Origin of the sequence: Aeromonas sp. R5-3, from assembly GCF_040908225.1 — a bacterium.
Lineage (GTDB): Bacteria > Pseudomonadota > Gammaproteobacteria > Enterobacterales > Aeromonadaceae > Aeromonas > Aeromonas dhakensis.
Genome location: NZ_JBFODH010000029.1, coordinates 26467 through 46029, shown reverse-complemented (window position 1 = coordinate 46029; position 19563 = coordinate 26467). Strand labels below are relative to the sequence as shown.

Sequence of the window (19563 nt, the reverse complement as noted above, 5' to 3'; positions counted from 1 at the left end):
TCCTGCCCGATATTCACTCCCCGAGCAGCTCCGGTAGCCGTTCACGCCAGGAGTCGTGCCATCCCATCAACTCCTCACGCGGCATGGGCCGGGCAGAGAAGAAGCCCTGGCACACGTCACACCCCAGCCGCGCCAGCAGCCGCCAGGTGAGTTCATCCTCCACCCCTTCGGCGACGGACTTGAGCCCCAGTTTGCGGGCCAGCTCGATGCTTGACTCTATTATGGCCAAGCGAGAGGGGTCCTCAAAGCAGTGATCCACGAAAGAGCGATCCAGCTTGAGTTCGGTGAAGGGCAGCAGGGCCAGCTGCTGCATGGAGGAGTAGCCGGTACCGAAGTCATCGATGGAGAGGCCGAAACCGTGCATGCGCAGGCGCGTCAGCACCTCCAGCGACTTGCCCAGATCCTGCACGAACGCGCTCTCGGTCACCTCCAGGGTGATGAGCTCGGGATTGATGCTCCAGCGCTGGCACTGGTTGATCAGGGTGTTGCACAGATCCCCCTCGATCAGCGAGGTGGTGGAGAGGTTCATCGAGAGGTTGAGGGATAGCCCGGTCTGCTCCCACAGGTGGCCGTCTCGCAGCGATTTGCTGATGATCACCTCGGTCAGCCGATCGATGAGACCGTTGTGCTCCGCCAGCGGAATGAAGCGGGCCGGCGAGATGAGGCCGTACTCCGGATGCTGCCAGCGGGCCAGCGCCTCCATGCCAACCCACTGGCCGGAGCCGAAGCTCACCTTGGGCTGATACCAGGGCAGCAGCTGGTCCTGCTCCAGCGCCAGGCTCAGCTCATCCAGGGTCAGACGGTGGCCATCTTCCTCCTGGGCTCGCTCCTGCTGCGGGCGCCAGGCCCCGATCAGCTGGCTGATCTGCTGCTGGCTGGAGGGCTTCTCGATGCGCCCCAGCACCTGCAAGCCATAGGCGGCGCTCATGCGCAGCACGGCCTCGACCACGTCATCCTCCAGCGCGCTGGAGAGAATGATGCCGCCGCGAAAGCCGCCGAGGGAGAGGCGGCGCAGCAGCGCCATGCCATCCATGCCCGGCATGCGCAGATCGCAAAACAGGATGTCGACCTGATGACGCTGGCACATGGCCAACGCCTCCACCCCGTCCTGCGCCTCCAGCAGGGAAGCGTAACCGAGCCCGCGGATCTGGTGCATCAACGCCTTGCGCTGGAAGGCGTGATCTTCCACCACCATGATCACCAACTCATGCTGTGTCTTGTTCATCGAGCCATAATCCAATTTCACCTGTAATAGCCTTCATCAGCGCCAGCACCGTCTGGCTCAGTTCGCTGAGCTCGTCCAGCTGCTTGAGGCGGGCCGCCGCTTCGAGCCGGGCCGCCTCCTCCGCCAATGCCTGCTGCCCCACCATGCGGGCAGCCCCCTTGATCCGATGCGCCGCCTCCACCAGGACATAGGTATCCTGCCTGGCCAGTGCCTGCATCATGTCATCTCCGTCCTGGCGATTGGAATCCAGGTATTCCCGCGCCATGCTGCGCGCCACCGCCTCATCGCCAAACAGCGAGAGCCAGCGCTCCCCCTGCACGCTGGCAGGGGCAGGGACCTGGCTGGGTTCCTGCCCCTGGCTGTTCACCGGCAGCCAGCGCATCAGCACCTGCCGCAGCGTATCCAGGGTATAGGGTTTGAACAACATGTCGTTCATGCCCGCCTCCTGCATCTGCAGGCCGGCCTCTTCGGAGGTGTCGGCCGTCACCCCGATGACAGGGGCCGATACCCCCTGCTCTCGCAGCACCCGGGTCAGGCTGTAACCATCCATCGCCGGCATGTGGCAGTCGGTCAGCAGCAGGGCGAATCCCTGCCCCTGCCAGGTGCGCAAGGCCTTGTCGCCGTCATCCACCACCTCGGCATCCACACCGAGAATGGCCAGCTGGCGGGCCAGCAGGGCGCGGTTGATGGGGTGATCGTCGGCCACCAGCACCCGCCCCTGCAACTTGGGCGCATTGGCTTCCACCGGGCTGATCGCCGCCTCCCCCAGCAACTGATGACAGGTCTCCAGCAGCAGGTCGGGATAGAGCGGCGATTGTCCCAGCCGCCACCAGGCACTCGACCCCATGCGACCGCGCAGGGCCTCCTGCGGGGAGAGCACTATGCCCTTGAGGGTCGATCGCTGCAAATGGCCCAGCCAGTCGCTGCCGAGCGCCTGCTCGAGCCAGCTCTCCTCCGCCAGCAACAGGCCGTTGAGGGGCTGCTGCCACTGCTGTGGATCCAGACGATGCAGCCTGGCCCCCAGCCGCTGCATGGCGCTCTGCAAGGCAACATCTTCGCCAAACAGCCACCAATCCTGGCCGGCCAGCGGCGGGGCATCCCACTGACATTCGCTCAGCGGGAACTCGAAGGTGAGCCGGGTGCCGTGCCCCGGTTTGCTCTCGAGCGTCAGCGTGCCCCCCATCTTCTGGGCCAGCTGGTGGCAGATGGCCAGCCCCAGCCCGGTGCCGCCGAAGCGTCGGGTTATGTCGGACTCTACCTGCTCGAACGGGGTGAACAGGCGATCCTGCTTCTCTTCGGCGATACCGATGCCGGTGTCGCTGACCGTGATGGCCAGTCGATCGGCCTGCAGGCCCACCTGGATGCGGATCTCGCCCCGCTCGGTGAACTTGACCGCATTGTTGAGCAGGTTGGAGAGCACCTGACCCACCCGCACCGCATCGATACGGGCCTGATCCGGCACCTCGGTGCCCCAGTCCAGCGTCACTCTGAGCCCCTTGCCATGGGCCAGGGTGGCATGGCCGCGGATCACGTCACAGATGACGGAGGCAAGCCGGCACTCCTGATAATGGAGCTGCAGCTGGCCCGCCTCTATCTTGGAGAAGTCGAGCACATCGTTGACCAGATAGAGCAGGTTGTTGGTTGAGGTCACCACGTTGCGCAGCAGGTAACGCTGATCCTCGTTCAGCTCGCTCATCTGCAGCAGCTCCAGCATGCCATGCATGCCGGAGATGGGGGTTCTGAGCTCGTGGCTCATGGTGGCGAGGAAGCGGCTGCGCACCTGCATCGCCTGCTCGGCATAGGCCCGCGCCTCCCTCAGCTCGTGCTCCTGGCGCTTGAGGGCCGTGATGTCCTGGATCACCCCGTTGAGGATCAGGTGCCCCTCCTCCTGCGGCACGAAACTGCCGCGCACCTGCAGATAGCGCGCCCCCTCAGGCCGCTCCACCTTTACCTCGAGATCGAGAGGGGCCAGGGTCTGAGCATGGTTGGCCACCTTGCTGACGAAGTCCTGCAGCGCCTCCTCGGTAAAGCCGAACACCTCCCCCCCCGACTCGGCCGACAGCATCTCCTGCCGGCTGGCCCCCAGGATCTCGCTCGCCCCCTGCGAGGCATAGAGGAAGCGCCCCTTGCCGGGTCCGATCCAGAGGTACTGATAGACGATGCCTGGCATGCTGTCGGTGATCTGGGTGAGGCGGGTCTCCGCCTTGCGGGCCCGAGCCTCGGCCTCCTTGATACGGGTCACGTCGGTCAGCACGGTCAAGACACCGAGCATGTCTCCATCCGGGGAGGTGTAGGGGCGCTTGGTATAGATGACGTGGAACATGGCGCCATCCTGGCGGCGGCTGTTGCCCGCACCCTCCAACTGTGCGCCGCTCTGCCACACCTCCTGCTCCTCTTTCAGTACCCGCGCCCGCTCTCTGGCCGGCATGCGGTCCAGATCGTCGCCCCCCTCCTTCATCGGGTCGCCGATGAAGGCATCCCGATAGGCCCGGTTGCAGAGGGTGATGCGCTGCTCGCTATCCCGCAGCACCACCATGTTGGGCAGGGAGTTGAGCAGGGTCTGCACAAACGTCAGCTGCTCGTTCAATTTGTGCTCGGCCAGCTGGCGCTGCACTATCTGGCGACGCAGGGTCCGGTTCCAGCCCATGAACAGCAGCACGCAGAGCAGGAAGGCCCCCAGCCCTAAGGCGGACCAGAGCGCCACCGTGGTCGGATTGATGCCGGTCTGGATGGTCAGAGTCAGCCACTTGTGCTCCAGCTTGGTCATCTCTTCCGGCCGGATGGAGAGCAGCACCTTGGTCAGGATCTGCTGCAACATGGGATCCTGTTGATGCACCGCCATGGCGACCGGCACCCTCAGCTCGTTGCCGGAAAACACCACCTGGTAGCGGTTGTTAAACCCTTTCTGCAGTGCCTGCTCCAGGGTGGTCATGCTCATCAGCACATAGTCGACCTGGTGTCCGTCCAGCAGGGGCAGCAGCTTGGTATCGCTGCTCACCGCCACAGGGCTGGCGCCTACCTCCTTGAGCACCAGCTCCTCCACCGAGCCGCCGACGATCCCCACCCGGCGCCCCTTGAGTTCGTTGAGACTGGCCAGCTCTTCACTCCCCTGCCTGGCGGCAATCACCCGGTGGATGAAGGCGTAGTCGGGGGTAAACAGGGCGTACTGGCGCCGCTCGGCAGTCGGGGTGATGGCCGGAATGAAATCCAGCTTGCGCGCCTGCAGCAGGTTCTGGGTTTCGGCCCAGCTGCTGGTGGGTACCAGGCTGAAGTGCAGGCCGGATCGCAGGCTCACCAGCTTGAGCAGGTCGGCGATGAAGCCCTTGAGCTGGCCATTGCCATCGATCTCGCTCACCGACGGCCAGTCCGGTGCCACCCCGAAACGCAGGGTCGGGTGCCGGGCTAGCCAGTCCAGTTCGCTCTGGTTGAACACTATCTGGCGAGGGCCGTTGGCCAGCTCATAGTCGACGATACCGCCGGTCTCCAGAATGCGGCGGCGCTCATCCAGCGACATATCGTTGAGGGCCAGCTCCAGCAGATCGCGCAGCCCCTGATTGTCCAGCCTCACCGCCATGGCCAGCGAGGTATCCGTCACCCACTCCGGGGTAATCACCCTGAGCCCTGTCTGCGGCTGCAGGCGCTGCAGTCGCATCAGCGAGGGCAGATCGGAGAGATAGGCATCCGCCAGCCCCTTCTTGACCATGAAGACGGCTTCGTCGCTGCTGTCCGCCTCGATCAGCTGGGTCATTCCAAGCTGGGTCAACTCCTCGCAGGAGCTGAAGCCGTGCTCGCACACCCAGCGCAACTGGCGTGCCGCGGCCAGGGTCGGCTCCCCCTCCTCCCGCGTCAGCAGGACGGCGCGCGGCAGGGTCATCAGATCCGAGGTAAAGCGCATCTTCTCCTGACGCGACTGGCTGGGCGTCACGCCGATCAGCATGTCCACCTCCCCATCGAGCAGCGCCTGCTGAGCATCGGCATAGTAGGGATAGGTCTTGTAGCGCACGGTCAGCCCCAGCCGGCCGGCAATCTGGTTGGCAAAGTCGTCGAGCGGACCGTTGAAGCCGCCCCGGCCATTGGTATAGATGTAAGGGGGCCAGGCCATTGAGGGCATGCCCACCACCAGGTCATTGCGCGAGGCGAGCCACAACCGTTCAGTCAGTCCCAGCTGATCCTTGTCCAGAGAGGTTTCTGCCGCAGCCACATGGCTCCAGCAAGCAAACCAGCACAACAGAATGGTGCGATAACAGAGGCGCAGCATGGATGACTCCTGAACAGATCGGAGAGCGATCATAGGGATTTTGGCAAAATGTGTGAATAAAAATTCGTAACAGAACTCGTGCGGATACGAAAAACGGCAGGCTCACGCCTGCCGTTCTCTAGCAAGAAGGGGGCCAGGCCCCACCTTATCAGGTTATTCGGTTCCCAAGCCGGAAGCCGGTTTGATACTCCTGCTCACGGATGTGGGCGATCTTCACATTTTGCCCTTCCAGACCTATGTCTTTGAGCAGGGCGGGCGACAGGTGCAGATAACGGGTGCGGCGTTCCAGCCGGGTGATCCGTTTCTGGACCAAGGTTTCGACGGTGCGCAGCAGGGTCAGTTCGATAGACATAATATTCTCCAGTTGAACGTGCGGTTCCCCCGGAGAGAAGAGATCACCCTGCGGGACAACCGCGGGTGATAAAAAAGCAGGTGTTACCTGTTTCCTCCACGCGGCAGAAAAAGAGCACGAGTCTTCGCGCTGCTGATGCAGCGGTCGAACGCAACGTTTAGCATTGAATGTTGCATATCCGTCTCCTTACCGTGTGAAAGTTGAACAAGTTGCCACAGTTTAAAAAAAGACCGAATTTTATACAAGAACCTCACCCCCATATGGGGAGGTGAGCCATCTATCAATACTCATCCGGAACAGAGAGCCTGACGCCGTCCCGCTCAGATCCCGGACAGCAGCCGAAACTCCTCCAGCGCATAGGTGTCCGTCATGCCGCTCACGTAATCCAGCAGCAGGCGCACCCGGTAATACCACTCCTGCTCCGCCTCCTCGGCAAAACGAGGATCCCGGCTGGCCACCGCCAGCCGGTAGGCCTTGAGATGGCGGGCCGACAGACGATGGTAAAGCCGGCGGGCAAAGAACAGCTCGCTGCCCCCCTGTCCCGCCAGCAGGCGTTCGAACTGGGTGGCTGGCAGGGCCAGCAGGCAGGCATAGGTGGAGAGCACGCCGCGCAAGGCGGCATAACCCTCCAGCTCCAGCGCCTCCACCTCGGGCCGCATGAACACCAGCTCGCGAGCGACTTGTTTGAGGATGTCGAGCACCCGCGCCGCTGGCGCCTGGCCGTGCAGCAGGGCCTGAGGATAGGCTCCGCTCAGGATCTGGGCGTGCTCGCTCACATAGGTGCTGGCGGCCAGCGCCACCAGATCCCGGGTCAGCTGTTGGCGGAAATGGGGAAAGAAGCCGCGATCCGAGTCGACGGCCGCACTCAGCAACGCCGCCATGTAGTCACCGCCATCCGCCTCCCGCAGCGCCTGCAACAGCTCGCCGAGGCCGAGGATGCGTCGATCCACCGCATCTTCCAGATCCGCGATGCAGTAGGAGATGTCGTCCGCCGCCTCCATGATGTAGACCAGCGGGTGACGACAGCCGGCGGCCAACCCCAGGCTCTGGCCGAGGGCGCTGTAGAGGGGTTGTTCGCTGAAGAAGATGCCGCGCTTGCTGCTCCAGCCATGATGCTGGCCATAGTAGGGGGTTGCCTGCCGGCCCGCCGGCGGTTGCTGCGGATATTTGCACAGTGCCGCCAGCTGCCCCAGGGTCAGATTCAACTCGTGCAGGCTGTGTACCAGCCGCAGGCTCTGGGCATTGCCGTCAAACACCAGCAGATCCTGACGAAGCTCGGCCCACTGCGGGCTGGGCGCCTTGCCCAGCGCAGCGGCAAACAGGCCGTCCAGCTCCTGCGCCAGCCACTGGCTCATCACCTGCTCGCCAAAGTGGCCGAACGGCGGGTTGCCCACGTCGTGCAGCAGGCAGGACATCTCCACCAGATTGACAAAGGCCCCCTCGCACACAGCGCCTGCCGGCAGGGCCGCCAGAACGCGGCGGCTGATCTGGCGACCGGTCTCCTGTACTTCCAGGGAGTGGGTCAGTCGGCTGCGCACCGAGGCCTTCACGTCGAGCGGGAAGACCTGGGTCTTCTGCTGCAGCCGGCGCACCGGCGCCGCCTGCACGATACGGGCGCGATCCTGCTCGGTCGCCTCCAGCAATTCTGCGTCACCCCAGGGGTGGATCCGCTCGGGGGTAATCAAACGGCTATACATGTTCCAGCTCCTTGCCAGCGCAGCGCGTTTATGAGAGCAACCAGCGCCGCAAGCGGGCGATGTCGCCCGGGTACTCCCGGCGCAGCGTCTCAATCCAGTCTTCCACGTTCTCCCACCAGGCCGGATGATCCGGGCTCTGGATCAGCTGGGCCGTCTGCTGCAGCCGGCGCAGACCGATGGAGCCCGCCGCCCCCTTGATCTTGTGCGCCTCCTCCACCACGCCGGCCTGATCCCGGGCAATCATGTTGGAGTCGAGCACCGCCATGTAGTCGGGCATCATCTTCTCGAACAGATCGACGCTGGAGAGCAGCACCGGCTTGCCCACGGTATCGGCATAATCGGTGAGGAAGGGCAGGTCCAGCAGCGCATCCTGGCTGACGGTGTCGGCCTGCTCGTCCGCCTCGTCCCCGGCCAGATCGGCAAACAAGTGACCAATCACCTCCCGCACCGCCTTCGAGCCGAGCGGCTTGTTGATCACATCCTGCATGCCGTGATCCCGGTAGTACTGGCGATCGCCGGTGGCGTTGGCGGTGAGTGCCACCATGGGCGGCAAACTTTCGCCGTAGCGGGCGAGCAGCTGTTCCGCCACATCGAACCCCGTCATGTCCGGCAGCTGGATGTCGAGCAGGATCAAGTCGAAATCATCCGGGTTGGCCATGGCCAGCGCCTGGGCGCCATCGCGCGCCACCTTGACCTGATGGCCAAGCTTGCTCAGCAGGGCGCAGGCCACGGTCACGTTGAGCTCGACATCCTCCACCAGCAGGATGTCGAGGGACGGCATCTCGGGCTCAGGGGCGGCAATCTCTCCTTCGATACACTCCACCTCCAGCTCAGCGGTGAAGCAGGAACCCTCGCCCGGATCGCTGTCCACGTAGAGCTGGCCACCCATCGCCTGCACCAGCTGGCGGGAGACCGCGAGGCCGATGCCAGTGCCGGTGGCGTGCTTCTTGCCCTGTACCTGATAGTACATGGCGAAGATCTTCTCCTGCTGGGCCCGTGGAATGCCGATGCCGGTATCCTCCACCTCGAAGTGCAGCGCCAGCTTGCCCGGCGCGTCGGCGGCATGGGCGAGGCAGCGTACCGTCACCCCGCCTTCGTCGGTGAACTTCACCGCATTGCCCACCAGGTTCCACAGCACCTGGCGCAGCCGGGTGCCGTCCGCCATCACAAACTGCGGCACCTCGCCATCCCGATCGAAGTGCAGATAGAGCCCCTTCTGCTCCGCCTGGATGCGTGACAGCGTCTCCAGCTCGTCGAGGAAGGCGGGCAGATCGATACGGGTCGGCGCAATCTCCAGCCGGCGCCGATCCAGTTTGTCCAGATCGATGATGTCGTTGAAGATGTTGCCGAGCGTCACCGCGCTCAGGTGAATGGTCTTGAGCTGCTGATGCCGTTTGGGATCGAGCGGCGTATCCATCAGCATCCGGCTCAGGCCGACGATGCCGTTGAGCGGAGTGCGCAACTCGTGGCTGATGGTGGAGATGAAGGTGGTCTTGTCGCGGCTCGCCTTCTCCAGCTTGTCCTGGTATTGCTTGCGCTCGGTGATGTCGCGGCCAAAGCCAAGCAGGCCGAGTCGCTTGCCGAAGCGGTCGAAGAAGGGCACCTTGCGCAGCTCGAAGTAGGCCTTGCGGCCATCTGGGTACTCCAGCCACTGCTCATAGGTGAGCGGCTCATTGCTGGCGAAGACCTGCTTGTCGGTCTCCACCACCTTGCTGGCGATGTCGTGTTTGTAGACGTCGAACGGAGTCAGCCCGATGAGCTCGGCCTCCACCTTGCCGGTCAGCTCCTCCATGGCGCGGTTGCAGCCGGAGAACTGCTCGTCTTCGTTGCGGTAGTAGACCAGATCGGGGGAGCAGTCGATGAAGGAGCGCAGCAGGGCGGTGCGCTCGCCCAGATGCAGCTGGGCCTTCTCGCGCTGGAATACCTCGTTCTCCAGATCCTCGATGGCCTGCTGGCGCAGGGTCTCGGCCCGGTTGGTCTCGGCGATCTGGGCGTTGAGACGGCTGATGTTCTCCTGCAACTGGCTGTTGAGCTCGAGATCCCGCTCGCGCATGTCCTGCAGCTTGCGCACCATGCGGGTCAGCCGCTGGCGGGAATCCTCCAGCTGATCCACCACGATGGAGAGAAAATAGACGGCCCAGGGGGTGACCAGCAGGCCAAAGAAGACCGAACGCACCAGGTCGACGATGTCCACGGTGCCGCGCAGAAACAGGGTGACTCCCATCTGGATGGAGACGGCCAGCACTATGATGCCGGTGGCCAGGAACATGCTGAATCGCACCAGCCCCAGCTTGGTCATCAGGTCGACGTAATATTGCGCCCAGGATTTTATTTGTTTCATCTTATTGTTTTCTCCCCGATATTCGCCGAACAGAATACCAGCACGACGCGCCGAACTCTTCTGCCGTCACACGATAAATTATCGATTAACCTCCTCCGCCCGCTGGGGTAGCATGCCGGAGTCAATTCGGTCAGCCCGGATTAAGCCTGGCTCGCTATAATGCCAGGCCGTTCAATTCAACCAACTGATAATTCAGGAGTCTCATCGATGCGCAATCTCACCCTGCTGAGTCTTGGCCTGCTGGCAGCCAATGCCGCCCACGCCGACCTGGGCGAGATCCCCAAGCAGTCAGGCTGGTCCGGCTTTCTGCTGGGCGGGGTCAACGCCGTCAGCTACCAGTCCAACTTCTACGCGGGCGATGACAACCACAGCCGTATCAATGATCTCGGCTCGCCCGACAGCGAGAGCGGCCTGACGCCGCTGCTCAACGCCGACATCCGCTATACCTTCGCCGATACCCGTACCCAGATCTTCCTCGGCAACCTAATCCAGGATGCGGTGCGTTTCGACTTCACCCAGCAGCTCGGCCTGCGCCAGGAGATGGGCGACAAGGGTATCGTTGCCACCTCGCTGGTGTTCAACGTCATGCCGGTCGAGCTGTGGAGCGATCCCTTCGCCACCGGCGTGGACCGCAGCTCGACCGACCTGAAGTCAAAAGGGGCCCGCTTCGCCTGGGACAAGATCTGGGGCAGCAACTTCTACGGCAACCTGACCACCCGAGAGGTGGACATGGATGAGGAGCGCAGCGGCCAGCAGTATGATCAGAGCCACGGCACCCACTACGCCGGCATGCTGGATCGCAACGGCAAGGTGCACGACATGGAGCTCTCCTACCAGTTCCATTTCAACGGCAACCAGCTGCTGGAGCCGGCCATCCTCTACAAGGAGGCTCGCCTGGACGGCAGCGCCGAGAGCTTCAAGAACACCGGCCTGAAGCTGACCTACGCCAAGCGCGGCCCCCAGTGGTCCTTCGTCAGCAACATCTACACCGGCAAGCGCAAGTACGACGAGGCGAACCCCATCTTCGGCCAGCATGCCGACGCGGACGAATTCGCCGTCAACGGTACCTTCTTCTGGCACAACCTGTTCGGCGTCAAGGCCCTGGCCGCCACCTTCACCGCAGCCTACTCCAATGCCGACTCGGACATCGACTTCTACGACAGCCAGTCCACCCGTTTCAGCACGGGTCTGCTCTACAACTTCTAACGGCGATCAGCACCAACAAACGAGGCCACCCCATGGGTGGCCTCGTTTGTTGGCGGACAGCGGGAAAATCAGATCCCGAGGGAGTCCAGTAGATCGTCGTGATCGTTGGCCACCGGGGCGGCGGCCGGCGCTGGCTGGGCAGCCTCGCGCTTGGTCTGGGCGATCAGGGCATCCGGATCCAGCTCTTCCTGATCCATGCCGTCGTTGTGGATGCGGATGAACTCGGTCTTGTCCATCGCCAGCTCCAGATAGAAGATGTTGTTGCGGGCGGTGAAGAAGGTGACCCGGCGCGACTCCGGGCTGTCGAGGTTGGTATCGACGCTCAGCATCACCTGCTTGTTGAGAGCCAGCATCTTGGGCTGGTTCTGGGTGATGTGGGTCTGCAGATCCCGGCCCACCTTGACGGTGAAGCTGCCGACGATCTGGTTCATCAGCTCGCCCATGACGTTGCTCACCTCGTCCGAGGTGTGGGAAATGGCGAGATCTTCCTTGGAGAGCCCCATGCTGAGCATGTAGCTCTCGTACAGCTCCATGGCGGCGGAGGCGGAGAAGTTGATCACCACCAGGCCGGAGAAGCCGCCGTCAAACAGCACGAAGCAGCCGATATCCGGCTTGAGGCAGGTCTTGCTGATCCGCTGCACCATGCCGGAGAAACGCACCTGGCTCTGGGTTGCCGCACTCAATACATCCGTCACCGAATGGCACAGGCTCAACAGCACGTCCTCTGTGGTCAATACGGTATCATCGTCGGCTCTTGTCACTATCATGGGACCTTCCTGAACATCGAAAATGGGCTTATCTATACCATAACTCTAACAGATAGCGCGGCCCGGGCTTCGAAATAGCGAGCCGCCTCTCACTTGATTCAACTGTCAGTTTCAAGGGGAGTGAATCCGGCCAGATTGGCCAGCTTGCGTCGCCAGCCGGCGGCTTCCCGCAGCAGGGTCGATTCATCATAGGGCAAGGAGGGATGAGCCCCCCAGATGGGGCCAGGCCAGGCCTTGTCGGTACTGAAGCGGGCCACGTGGTGCAAATGCAGCTGGGACACCAGGTTGCCGAGCGCCGCCACGTTGATCTTGTCCGGGCGCAGCGCCTGCTCCATCAGGCTCGCCACCGCGCAGGACTCCAGCATCAGCTGCTGTTGCTGGGCAGGCGCCAGGTGGTGGATTTCCCGTAGATTGGCCACTCTCGGCACCAGGATGAGCCAGGGATACTGGCTGTCCTTGGCCAGCAGGACGCGGCATAGAGGCAGATCGCCGAGCAGGCGGGTATCCGCCTGCAGGCGACAGTGCAATTCAAACATGAAGACCTCGTTGCAATAAGATGGGCGCTAGACACGATGAGAACCCCCACGTTACTGCAACGGACGGCAAACTTAAAGCCGCGGCACGGCCCAGCTGACAAAGCGCTTGCGAAGGGCCGGATCCGCCTTGAGGAAGAGTTGCTGCAACTGCCCCTCCAGCTCGCTGGCCGCTACCGGCGCAATCTCGCTGGCGACCACGGCCGCAGGAAGTGCAGAACCAGAAGCCGCCGTCAGCGCCGCCTTGCCACCGCGCTGGTTGTATTCGGCCAGCTTGGCGCGCCAGTCCATGCCGATCAGCATGCCGTTGGTCACCAGCGCATCCTGCTCGCTCGCCATCACCTTGCCATCGGCCTGCAGCCCCATCACGGGAGACTTGGCATACTGCGCCATGCTCCGCTCATCCTTCGGCAAGTCGGCGACCAGCTGTAGTTGTTGCTGGCTGGCCTGATAGCGCAGCACCTGAGGCGCGGAGCACAGCTGGCGGTCATTCTCGCTGCTGCTGCGACTCGGGATCACCCCTTCATAACGCACCAGCAGCTGCTGTTCCCCATCCGGCAGGGTGGCGTGCTGTTCGTCGTGCAGGGTGCCGGCGCTCACCGCCAGGATCTGGAAATCCGCCGGCACCGTCACCTCAACCGCAGCGTGCGCCGAGCCTGTGCCCAACATCATGTTCATGCCCAGTGCGGCGCACAGCAGCGACACACCATTTCGATATCGACAACCCTTCATCTTCGTTCATCTTCCTGATCGCGTTGATGGGCGCAGGCTAGCAGCCGAAGATGACAGAAAAATAACGGCAGTTCAGAGCAGGTAGTGGGGCCGCTCGGCAAACCACTGGGCCAGCACCTGCTTGAACAGCCGGATCTTGCGCGGCACCCGCCGCTGCTGGGCATGCAGGATATGAAGCGGGTGCAGACCGCTGTGCCAGCCGTCGAGCACGGTCACCAGCTCCCCCGCCGCCAGCAGGGCATCCACCGCAACCAGCGGACACTTGGCATAGCCCAACCCCGCCCGGGCCAGCTGCAGCGCCGTGCTGTAGTGATTGGCCCGCACCTTGCCCTGCACCAGGATATGCGCCTCCTCCCCCTCCCGGCTGAAGTGCCACTGCTCCCAGGCCGGGTTGCTCCCCATGAGCAGGCAGGCACGCCCGCTGAGCTCATAAGGGGTGGCCGGCTTGCCCTCCCGTGCCACCAGTGTGGGGCTCGCCACCACCACATCCCTGAGCCGGCCCAGCGGCATGGCCACCAGGTTGTCGGGCACCTCGCTCATGGCGCGCAGGGCGATGTCATGCTCACCCTGACTCATGTCGACCATCTGATTGGTGAAGTTGAGCTCGACCGCAACCCCGGGGCAGAGCTCGGCGAAGCGAGCCAGCAGCTCGCTCACCATGCGATCGCCGGCGCTGATCGGGCAGGTGAAGCGCAGCCGGCCGCCATCCTCTTCGGTCAGGGCCTGGATATCCTGCTCCGCCTGACGGGCCAGCGCGAAGATCTCCCCCGCCTGCAGATAGAGGGTCGAGCCCGCCTCGGTCAGGCTGAGCCGGCGGGTAGTGCGTTGCAGCAACTGGGCATTGAGGGAGGACTCCAGCGCACTGACATGACGGCTCAGCATCCCCTTGCTCACCCCCAGCGCGTCGGCGGCGGCGGAGAAACTGCCCCTTTGTACCACTTCGTAAAAACTGGCCAGATGGGCGATGTCCATCATTAGCTCCAATTTGGAAACAATGGGTTTATTTTACGCGCTTTTTCCCCTTTTTTAGCGCGCTAGAATCAACACATCCCAACCAGGAGTGACTGAGATGAAGATTGTGATTGTGGGTGCCTCCGGCACCATAGGCTCTGCCGTCAGCGACTTGCTTGCCAAGGATCACCAGGTGATCCGGGTCGGCCACAGCCAGGGGGATGCCAGGGTCGACATGCGCGATCCCGCCTCCATCAAGGGGCTGTTTGCCAAACTGGGGCAGTTCGATGCGCTGGTGGTGGCCAGCGGCAGTGCCGCGTTCAACGCCCTGACCGAGATGACCGATGAAGAGTGGCAGCTGGGGATCCAGAGCAAACTGATGGGCCAGATCAACCTGACCCGCGCCGCCATCCCCCATCTCAACGACAAGGGCTCCATCACCCTGATTAGCGGTATTCTGAGCGAGGAGCCCATCAACTGGGGCGCCAGCGTCACCACCATCAACGGCGCCGTCGAGCACTTCGTCAAGGCGGCCGCCTGCGAGCTGCCTCGGGGCCTGCGCATCAACGTGGTGAGCCCGACCGTGCTGGCGGAGTCGATGGATAAATACGCCGCCTTCTTCCCGGGCTTCGTCCCCGTGCCCGCCGCCAGGGTGGCGCAGGCCTACCAGAGATCGGTACTGGGGGTGCAGACCGGCCAGGTGTTCAAGGTCAACGGCTGATCGCCGCCCTTCTGCCGCCCAGTCGGCACGGCAACAAAAACGGGCCCCGTGATGGGGCCCGTTCCGTGACCGCTGCCGTACCGGCAGGTGGCAAACGTTTGTTTTTACGACAGTAAAAAAGGCGGTACGCCTCAGTCGATCAGCCCGTACTGCTCGCGCAGCACCTCGATGATCTCCTGCTTCGGATTGGCACTGCGAACCAGCGGCTGACCGATGATCTTCTCGGCAATCCCCACGTAGGTGTTGGAGATGTCCATCATCACCTCGGTCGGCAACTTGTTGTCGCGGGCCAGGGCGAAGCGCTCCTGCATGCGGTGCTTGTTGAGCAGGATGTCCGGATCCGGGAAGTGATTGAGCAGCCACTGGCGGAAGCCCTCTTTCGACTTCTCGACGATCTGGCCGTCGCGCAGGGCGGCGCCGTCCCAGATGCGGGAGCTGTCAGGGGTGCCCACTTCATCCATGTAGATCAGCTTTTCGTTGCCGGCGGCATCCTGGACGTAGCCAAACTCGAACTTGGTGTCGACGAAGACCTGATCCAGCTCGGCCAGCGCGTCACTGATGACGTTGAAGCCCTCTTTGAGCAGCACTTCGTAGCGGTCGATGTCGGCCGGCTTGCTGAAGTTGAAGCCCTGGTAGTGGCGCTCGATGTCGGCACGGGAGACGTTGACGTCATCCGCTTCCGGCACGCCGTCAAGCCCTTTCAGCACGCCCTTGGTGGAGGGGGTGATGAGGATCTCCGGCAGCTTCTGATCCTTTTTCAGTCCTTCCGGCAGGGTGATGCCGCAGAACTCGCGCTCGCCATCCTTGTAGGCACGCCACATGGAGCCGGTGATGTATTGACGGGCAATCGCCTCGATCATCACGGGACGGGCTTTTTGCACGATCCAGACGAAGGGATGGGGGATGTCCAGGATATGGCTGTCGGCCAGTCCCTTCTCCTTGAACAGCTTGAACCAGTGGCTGGAGATGGCGTTGAGCGCAGCCCCTTTGCCTGGCACACCGTTGAGCCCGTCCACGCCCTGCCAGATGCAGTCGAAGGCCGAGATCCGGTCGCTGATCACCATGATGGCAAGCGGCGCATCCGCCGGCACGTCGTAACCCTTCTCGCGGATGAGGCGGGCACTGTCTGCGGCGGTCAGCCAGTAGACGCTGCGCACTTTACCGGAATGGACGGGTTTATCGGTACGGATCGGCAAATCATCGTTCACCGCCAATACTTGGTCTGCAAGACTCATGGCTAATAACACTTCCTGTTTGTGGGGGGGTTAACATAACAAAACAGGGGCACAAGGCCCCTGTTTCTATTCTGTTTTTGCAGCTTGGTCAGCCAGGCCCTTGGCGAACGCCTCGGACAGGCTGATGTACATCTGGGAGATGACACCGGACGACACGGGCTTCTTGTCCTTGTCGAACAGGGTGATGGAGGTCTTGCCCCCCGCCATCTCGCCAAGCTGGAAGCGATACTTGTCTTCGTCCAGCTTGAACGGCTCGCTGCCCTTGGCCTTCCAGAACTCGCTGCCCGGCTCGTCGTACTCCACGTCGATCCAGCCCAGCGACTGCTGGGTATCCTTGATGGTGAAGCCGTAGGCCGGCAGCACCTGATTGAGACGACGCCACACCTGGTCAAACGAGCCATCGACGATCCAGGCGCTCAGCTCGTTGTTGTCCAGACCCAGCTCCAGCCCCATGCCATCGTTGGCCTTGTGCTGCTCGCGGGACTTGAGCTGCTTGTCGTAGTAGAGCGAGAACTGGTTGAGGGCCCGGGTCGCGTAGCGCTGGGCATCGGCCGGGGTCAGCTCCTTGCTGGTCTCGCCATCGATGGTCTCCTCGTGATCCAGCACCCGGACCGACATGTTGACGGCGTGGCGCTGGGGATCGTTGCGCAGGGTGAACTGGTAGCGCTGGCGAATGACGAAGTCGTCGTCCTCTTCGCTCCAGCCGTCGAGCGCCTTGGTGTTGTCAAACCAGCCGGTCTGCAGTACGCCGGCCTGCTGGTCCAGCTTCTCGGTGGTGACCTTGTACTGGGCGAGGAAGTTCATCAGGAAGGCCCAGGTATCGCGCTCCACGCTCTGGGAGGTGCTGAGAGCGTAGAAGGCCATGGTAGGTTCACCGGCATTGGTTACCACCTGGCTGCCCGGTACCACGGTCAGCAGCTGGGCGGGCGGACGCACATCCACCTTGGCCCCCAGAGCGCCGTCACGGCTGCTCTCTGGCAGGGGCGGAATGTCGAAACTGCTGTTAAAGGCGGGGGTACTCAACCCGGCCGGCACCAGGAAAGCACGGCCTTCAAGGCGGGCATCCTCGTACTCGAAACCACGGTTGGCCATCTTGCGTTCCTGGGGTGAGCTACAGGCTGCCAGCACGGCAACGGTCGCCACGCTCAGCACCAGGCGCACTGCATTTCCCTTTCCATTTGCTTTAAACACTCGCCATCAACTCCGCAGTCGTCAGTGCTCGCGCCATCGCCCGCTCGCCCTCGGCAGTGAGGTCGGTGAGCGGCAGACGCAAGGTGGCCGTCGCAATCAATCCCAGCTGGGCGCAGGCCCATTTCACCGGGATGGGGCTCGGTTCGCAGAACAGAGTCTGATGCAACGGCATCAATCGATTGTTGATGTCATGCGCCCGCCCGGCATCGCCGGCCAGCGCAGCACGACACATGTCGGCCATCTGGGCCGCTGCAATATTGGTGGTGACCGAAATGACACCGTCACCGCCTTGCAGCATAAAATCACATCCACTGGCATCATCGCCACTATAAAGTGCGAATTGCGCACCACACAGCTCACGCAGCAGCGGCGTACGGCTCAGATCCCCGGTGGCCTCTTTCAGGCCTATGATGCCGGGCACCCTGGCCAGTCTGGCTACCGTTTCCGGTTTGAGATCGCAACCGGTACGACCGGGCACATTATAAAGAATTTGGGGCAGACCACTAGCCTCGGCGATCGCACAATAGTGACGATAGAGACCTTCCTGGGTGGGTTTGTTGTAATAGGGTGTGACCGAGAGACCCGCTACCACGCCGGTTTCAGCGAAGCGCTTGGCCAGGGCGACGGCATGGGCGGTATTGTTGGAGCCGCAGCCGGCGATGACCGGGATGCGTCCGGCGGCCAGTGCCACGGTTTTCTCCACGACGGCAATGTGCTCCTGCTCGCTCAGGGTCACCGACTCCCCCGTGGTCCCCACCGCGACGATGGCGCTGGTTCCGGCGCTGACATGATACTCGACCAGATTGGCAAGACTGGCCCAATCGACTTCACCTGAAGCCAGCATGGGGGTAACGAGGGCAACAATACTACCGCGCAACATGGATATTTCTCCCGATTTTCAGGGGCGTTATGGTAAAGCTGCCCCCTTGGAAAAACAAGGGAGGCCACGGCCAAGCCGTGTTACCATCCGGCACAAACAGCCGTGCGCAAGCGCCGGAAACTGGCGCCTGAACCGGGCCGCCCCCCCCCCGGCAGGACGCTTGCCACAACGAGATTCTCAGCAGGGTCGCCACGCGGCCGCGCGGGCCAGATCCCTTCGGTCGACGTGCCCGCCGCCCGCATTCGCCACCCGCTAATGGACGAGAGAAGATTTATGACTCATTACCTGGTCGTAACGGCCATCGGCACGGACAGGCCTGGCATCGTCAATGAGGTCACCCGCCACGTCAGTGGTTGTGGCTGCAACATTGTCGACAGCCGTCTTGGCATCTTCGGCAATGAATTCACCTTCATCATGCTGCTGTCCGGTGACTGGAACAGCCTGATGCAGCTCGAGATAAGCCTGCCCCTGCGCAGTCAGGAGTGGGACCTCATCACCATGATGAAACGCACCGAGCGCCACCAGTCGCTGCAATACGACATCAGCGCCAACGCCGAGATCCTGATCCGGGACCAGCCGGGCATCGTAAGCCAGTGCACCCAGTTCTTCAGCGATCACGGCTGGGACATCCAGGCCATGCAGACCATCACCCTGGAGCAGCAGCCGTTCAACCTGCTCAAGGCCAGCTTTCAGCTCAATCTGGCCAAGCAGGGAGAGGCGGCCGGCTCGCAGGCGGCCTTCGCCGGATTCTGTCGTGAACTGGGCGCAGAATCGTTCGAATTCATCGTCAACAACAAACACGCCTGACGGCTCATCAAGGAGATCCCATGCAACCTTTATCCGCTGGCAGCCTGGCCCCCGACTTTTCCCTCTCCGACCAGGACGGCAACCAGGTGCGCCTGGCCGACCTGCGCGGCAAGAAAGTGCTCGTCTATTTCTACCCCAAGGCGATGACCCCGGGCTGCACCACCCAGGCCTGCGGCCTGCGCGACGTCAACGCCGAACTGGCCGCCCTCAATGTGGTGGTGCTCGGCATCAGCCCGGATAGCGCCAAGCGGCTGAAAAAATTCGAGGAGCGCGACAGCCTGAACTTCCGCCTGCTGGCCGATGAAGATCACGCGGTGGCCGATGCGTTTGGCGTCTGGGGCCCGAAGAAGTTCATGGGCAAGGAGTATGACGGTATCCACCGGCTCAGCTTCCTCATCGACGAAGAGGGCAAGATTGCCCACCGCTTCGACAAGTTCAAGACCAGCGATCACCATCAGGTGGTGCTCGATCTGCTCAAGGGCTGAACCACAGATACCGGTACTGCTGATATGAAAAGGGCCTGCAAGCGCAGGCCCTTTTTTATTCGCATGTCGCAGCCCTTCCGCATTGCAGACGAGGGACACGCGATCTCCCCCATTCGGTCACCTGCCCGGATGAGGGGCGGCAGCCTTGTTGTTTTCCATGGCAGGGGAGTGTGCATCCATAA

Annotated in this window: 16 protein-coding genes; 4 read left to right on the top strand and 12 right to left on the bottom strand. The window is 62.7% G+C overall.

Annotated features, from left to right (window positions below; genetic code table 11):
• Nucleotides 1-13: 13 nt before the first annotated feature.
• The 5 genes from AB5Y95_RS19510 to arcB form a co-directional block, all read right to left on the bottom strand.
• Entirely contained in the window at nt 14-1225 is a 1212-nt protein-coding gene (locus tag AB5Y95_RS19510) for an EAL domain-containing protein (protein ID WP_368161859.1), read from the bottom strand.
• Nucleotides 1206-5483, bottom strand: coding sequence for a transporter substrate-binding domain-containing protein (locus AB5Y95_RS19505; protein WP_368161858.1), 4278 nt, complete (start codon nt 5481-5483; stop codon nt 1206-1208). Before AB5Y95_RS19505 ends, AB5Y95_RS19510 begins: the two co-directional genes overlap by 20 nt.
• Before the next feature lie 148 nt (nt 5484-5631).
• Nucleotides 5632-5835 (bottom strand): hypothetical protein, encoded by a 204-nt coding sequence (locus AB5Y95_RS19500; RefSeq protein WP_208200492.1) that lies wholly within the window; start codon nt 5833-5835, stop codon nt 5632-5634.
• 320 nt (nt 5836-6155) lie between these two features.
• Nucleotides 6156-7532: a dGTPase gene (gene dgt / locus AB5Y95_RS19495; RefSeq protein ID WP_368161857.1), complete on the bottom strand. Its 1377-nt coding sequence runs from the start codon at nt 7530-7532 to the stop codon at nt 6156-6158.
• Nucleotides 7533-7560: 28 nt separating this feature from the next.
• Complete coding sequence (arcB, locus tag AB5Y95_RS19490) at nt 7561-9873, bottom strand: aerobic respiration two-component sensor histidine kinase ArcB (protein ID WP_368161856.1); 2313 nt, start codon at nt 9871-9873, stop codon at nt 7561-7563.
• Between the two features lie 207 nt (nt 9874-10080).
• Between arcB and AB5Y95_RS19485 the strand changes: the two genes are divergently transcribed.
• On the top strand, nt 10081-11079 hold the full coding sequence (locus AB5Y95_RS19485) for a DUF2860 family protein (RefSeq protein ID WP_368161855.1): 999 nt from the start codon (nt 10081-10083) through the stop codon (nt 11077-11079).
• A gap of 68 nt (nt 11080-11147) precedes the next feature.
• Here AB5Y95_RS19485 and AB5Y95_RS19480 read toward each other — a convergent pair whose 3' ends face one another.
• The 4 genes from AB5Y95_RS19480 to AB5Y95_RS19465 all read right to left on the bottom strand — a co-directional run bounded on the left by AB5Y95_RS19480 (nt 11148) and on the right by AB5Y95_RS19465 (nt 14083).
• The gene (locus tag AB5Y95_RS19480; RefSeq protein ID WP_010634960.1) at nt 11148-11846 is read right to left on the bottom strand and encodes a DUF3334 family protein; all 699 of its coding nucleotides are present in this window, start codon (nt 11844-11846) and stop codon (nt 11148-11150) included.
• Between the two features lie 98 nt (nt 11847-11944).
• Nucleotides 11945-12382, bottom strand: coding sequence for an HIT domain-containing protein (locus tag AB5Y95_RS19475; protein WP_368161854.1), 438 nt, complete (start codon nt 12380-12382; stop codon nt 11945-11947).
• 72 nt (nt 12383-12454) lie between these two features.
• Nucleotides 12455-13111: a DUF2057 domain-containing protein gene (locus AB5Y95_RS19470; RefSeq protein ID WP_368161853.1), complete on the bottom strand. Its 657-nt coding sequence runs from the start codon at nt 13109-13111 to the stop codon at nt 12455-12457.
• Nucleotides 13112-13183: 72 nt separating this feature from the next.
• A complete protein-coding gene (locus tag AB5Y95_RS19465) occupies nt 13184-14083 on the bottom strand; it encodes a LysR family transcriptional regulator (protein ID WP_017782125.1) in 900 nt (299 codons plus the stop codon).
• Between the two features lie 97 nt (nt 14084-14180).
• Here AB5Y95_RS19465 and AB5Y95_RS19460 point away from each other — a divergent pair, with 97 nt between their 5' ends.
• On the top strand, nt 14181-14783 hold the full coding sequence (locus tag AB5Y95_RS19460; RefSeq protein ID WP_368161852.1) for a short chain dehydrogenase: 603 nt from the start codon (nt 14181-14183) through the stop codon (nt 14781-14783).
• A gap of 131 nt (nt 14784-14914) precedes the next feature.
• Here the strand turns inward: AB5Y95_RS19460 and AB5Y95_RS19455 are convergent, their stop codons facing one another.
• From AB5Y95_RS19455 to dapA, 3 genes are all read right to left on the bottom strand, one after another.
• Entirely contained in the window at nt 14915-16018 is a 1104-nt protein-coding gene (locus AB5Y95_RS19455) for a phosphoribosylaminoimidazolesuccinocarboxamide synthase (RefSeq protein ID WP_368161851.1), read from the bottom strand.
• Nucleotides 16019-16084: 66 nt separating this feature from the next.
• Complete coding sequence (bamC, locus tag AB5Y95_RS19450; protein ID WP_017779109.1) at nt 16085-17209, bottom strand: outer membrane protein assembly factor BamC; 1125 nt, start codon at nt 17207-17209, stop codon at nt 16085-16087.
• A complete protein-coding gene (gene dapA / locus AB5Y95_RS19445; protein WP_005304320.1) occupies nt 17202-18089 on the bottom strand; it encodes a 4-hydroxy-tetrahydrodipicolinate synthase in 888 nt (295 codons plus the stop codon). The genes bamC and dapA overlap by 8 nt, the downstream gene beginning before the upstream one ends.
• A gap of 273 nt (nt 18090-18362) precedes the next feature.
• Between dapA and AB5Y95_RS19440 the strand changes: the two genes are divergently transcribed.
• Together AB5Y95_RS19440 and bcp are read left to right on the top strand one after the other, a co-directional pair.
• Nucleotides 18363-18896: a glycine cleavage system protein R gene (locus AB5Y95_RS19440; protein ID WP_005304323.1), complete on the top strand. Its 534-nt coding sequence runs from the start codon at nt 18363-18365 to the stop codon at nt 18894-18896.
• A 20-nt stretch (nt 18897-18916) separates the two neighbouring features.
• The gene (gene bcp / locus AB5Y95_RS19435) at nt 18917-19381 is read left to right on the top strand and encodes a thioredoxin-dependent thiol peroxidase (protein WP_010634967.1); all 465 of its coding nucleotides are present in this window, start codon (nt 18917-18919) and stop codon (nt 19379-19381) included.
• Nucleotides 19382-19563: the final 182 nt, after the last annotated feature.

Bases quoted from the DNA above. Each gene is read 5' to 3' on its own strand.
- AB5Y95_RS19510 (WP_368161859.1), bottom strand. From the start codon at position 1,225: ATGAACAAGACACAGCATGAGTTGGTGATCATGGTGGTGGAAGATCAC.
- AB5Y95_RS19505 (WP_368161858.1), bottom strand. From the start codon at position 5,483: ATGCTGCGCCTCTGTTATCGCACCATTCTGTTGTGCTGGTTTGCTTGC.
- AB5Y95_RS19500 (WP_208200492.1), bottom strand. From the start codon at position 5,835: ATGTCTATCGAACTGACCCTGCTGCGCACCGTCGAAACCTTGGTCCAG.
- dgt (WP_368161857.1), bottom strand. From the start codon at position 7,532: ATGTATAGCCGTTTGATTACCCCCGAGCGGATCCACCCCTGGGGTGAC.
- arcB (WP_368161856.1), bottom strand. From the start codon at position 9,873: ATGAAACAAATAAAATCCTGGGCGCAATATTACGTCGACCTGATGACC.
- AB5Y95_RS19485 (WP_368161855.1), top strand. From the start codon at position 10,081: ATGCGCAATCTCACCCTGCTGAGTCTTGGCCTGCTGGCAGCCAATGCC.
- AB5Y95_RS19480 (WP_010634960.1), bottom strand. From the start codon at position 11,846: ATGATAGTGACAAGAGCCGACGATGATACCGTATTGACCACAGAGGAC.
- AB5Y95_RS19475 (WP_368161854.1), bottom strand. From the start codon at position 12,382: ATGTTTGAATTGCACTGTCGCCTGCAGGCGGATACCCGCCTGCTCGGC.
- AB5Y95_RS19470 (WP_368161853.1), bottom strand. From the start codon at position 13,111: ATGAAGGGTTGTCGATATCGAAATGGTGTGTCGCTGCTGTGCGCCGCA.
- AB5Y95_RS19465 (WP_017782125.1), bottom strand. From the start codon at position 14,083: ATGGACATCGCCCATCTGGCCAGTTTTTACGAAGTGGTACAAAGGGGC.
- AB5Y95_RS19460 (WP_368161852.1), top strand. From the start codon at position 14,181: ATGAAGATTGTGATTGTGGGTGCCTCCGGCACCATAGGCTCTGCCGTC.
- AB5Y95_RS19455 (WP_368161851.1), bottom strand. From the start codon at position 16,018: ATGAGTCTTGCAGACCAAGTATTGGCGGTGAACGATGATTTGCCGATC.
- dapA (WP_005304320.1), bottom strand. From the start codon at position 18,089: ATGTTGCGCGGTAGTATTGTTGCCCTCGTTACCCCCATGCTGGCTTCA.
- AB5Y95_RS19440 (WP_005304323.1), top strand. From the start codon at position 18,363: ATGACTCATTACCTGGTCGTAACGGCCATCGGCACGGACAGGCCTGGC.
- bcp (WP_010634967.1), top strand. From the start codon at position 18,917: ATGCAACCTTTATCCGCTGGCAGCCTGGCCCCCGACTTTTCCCTCTCC.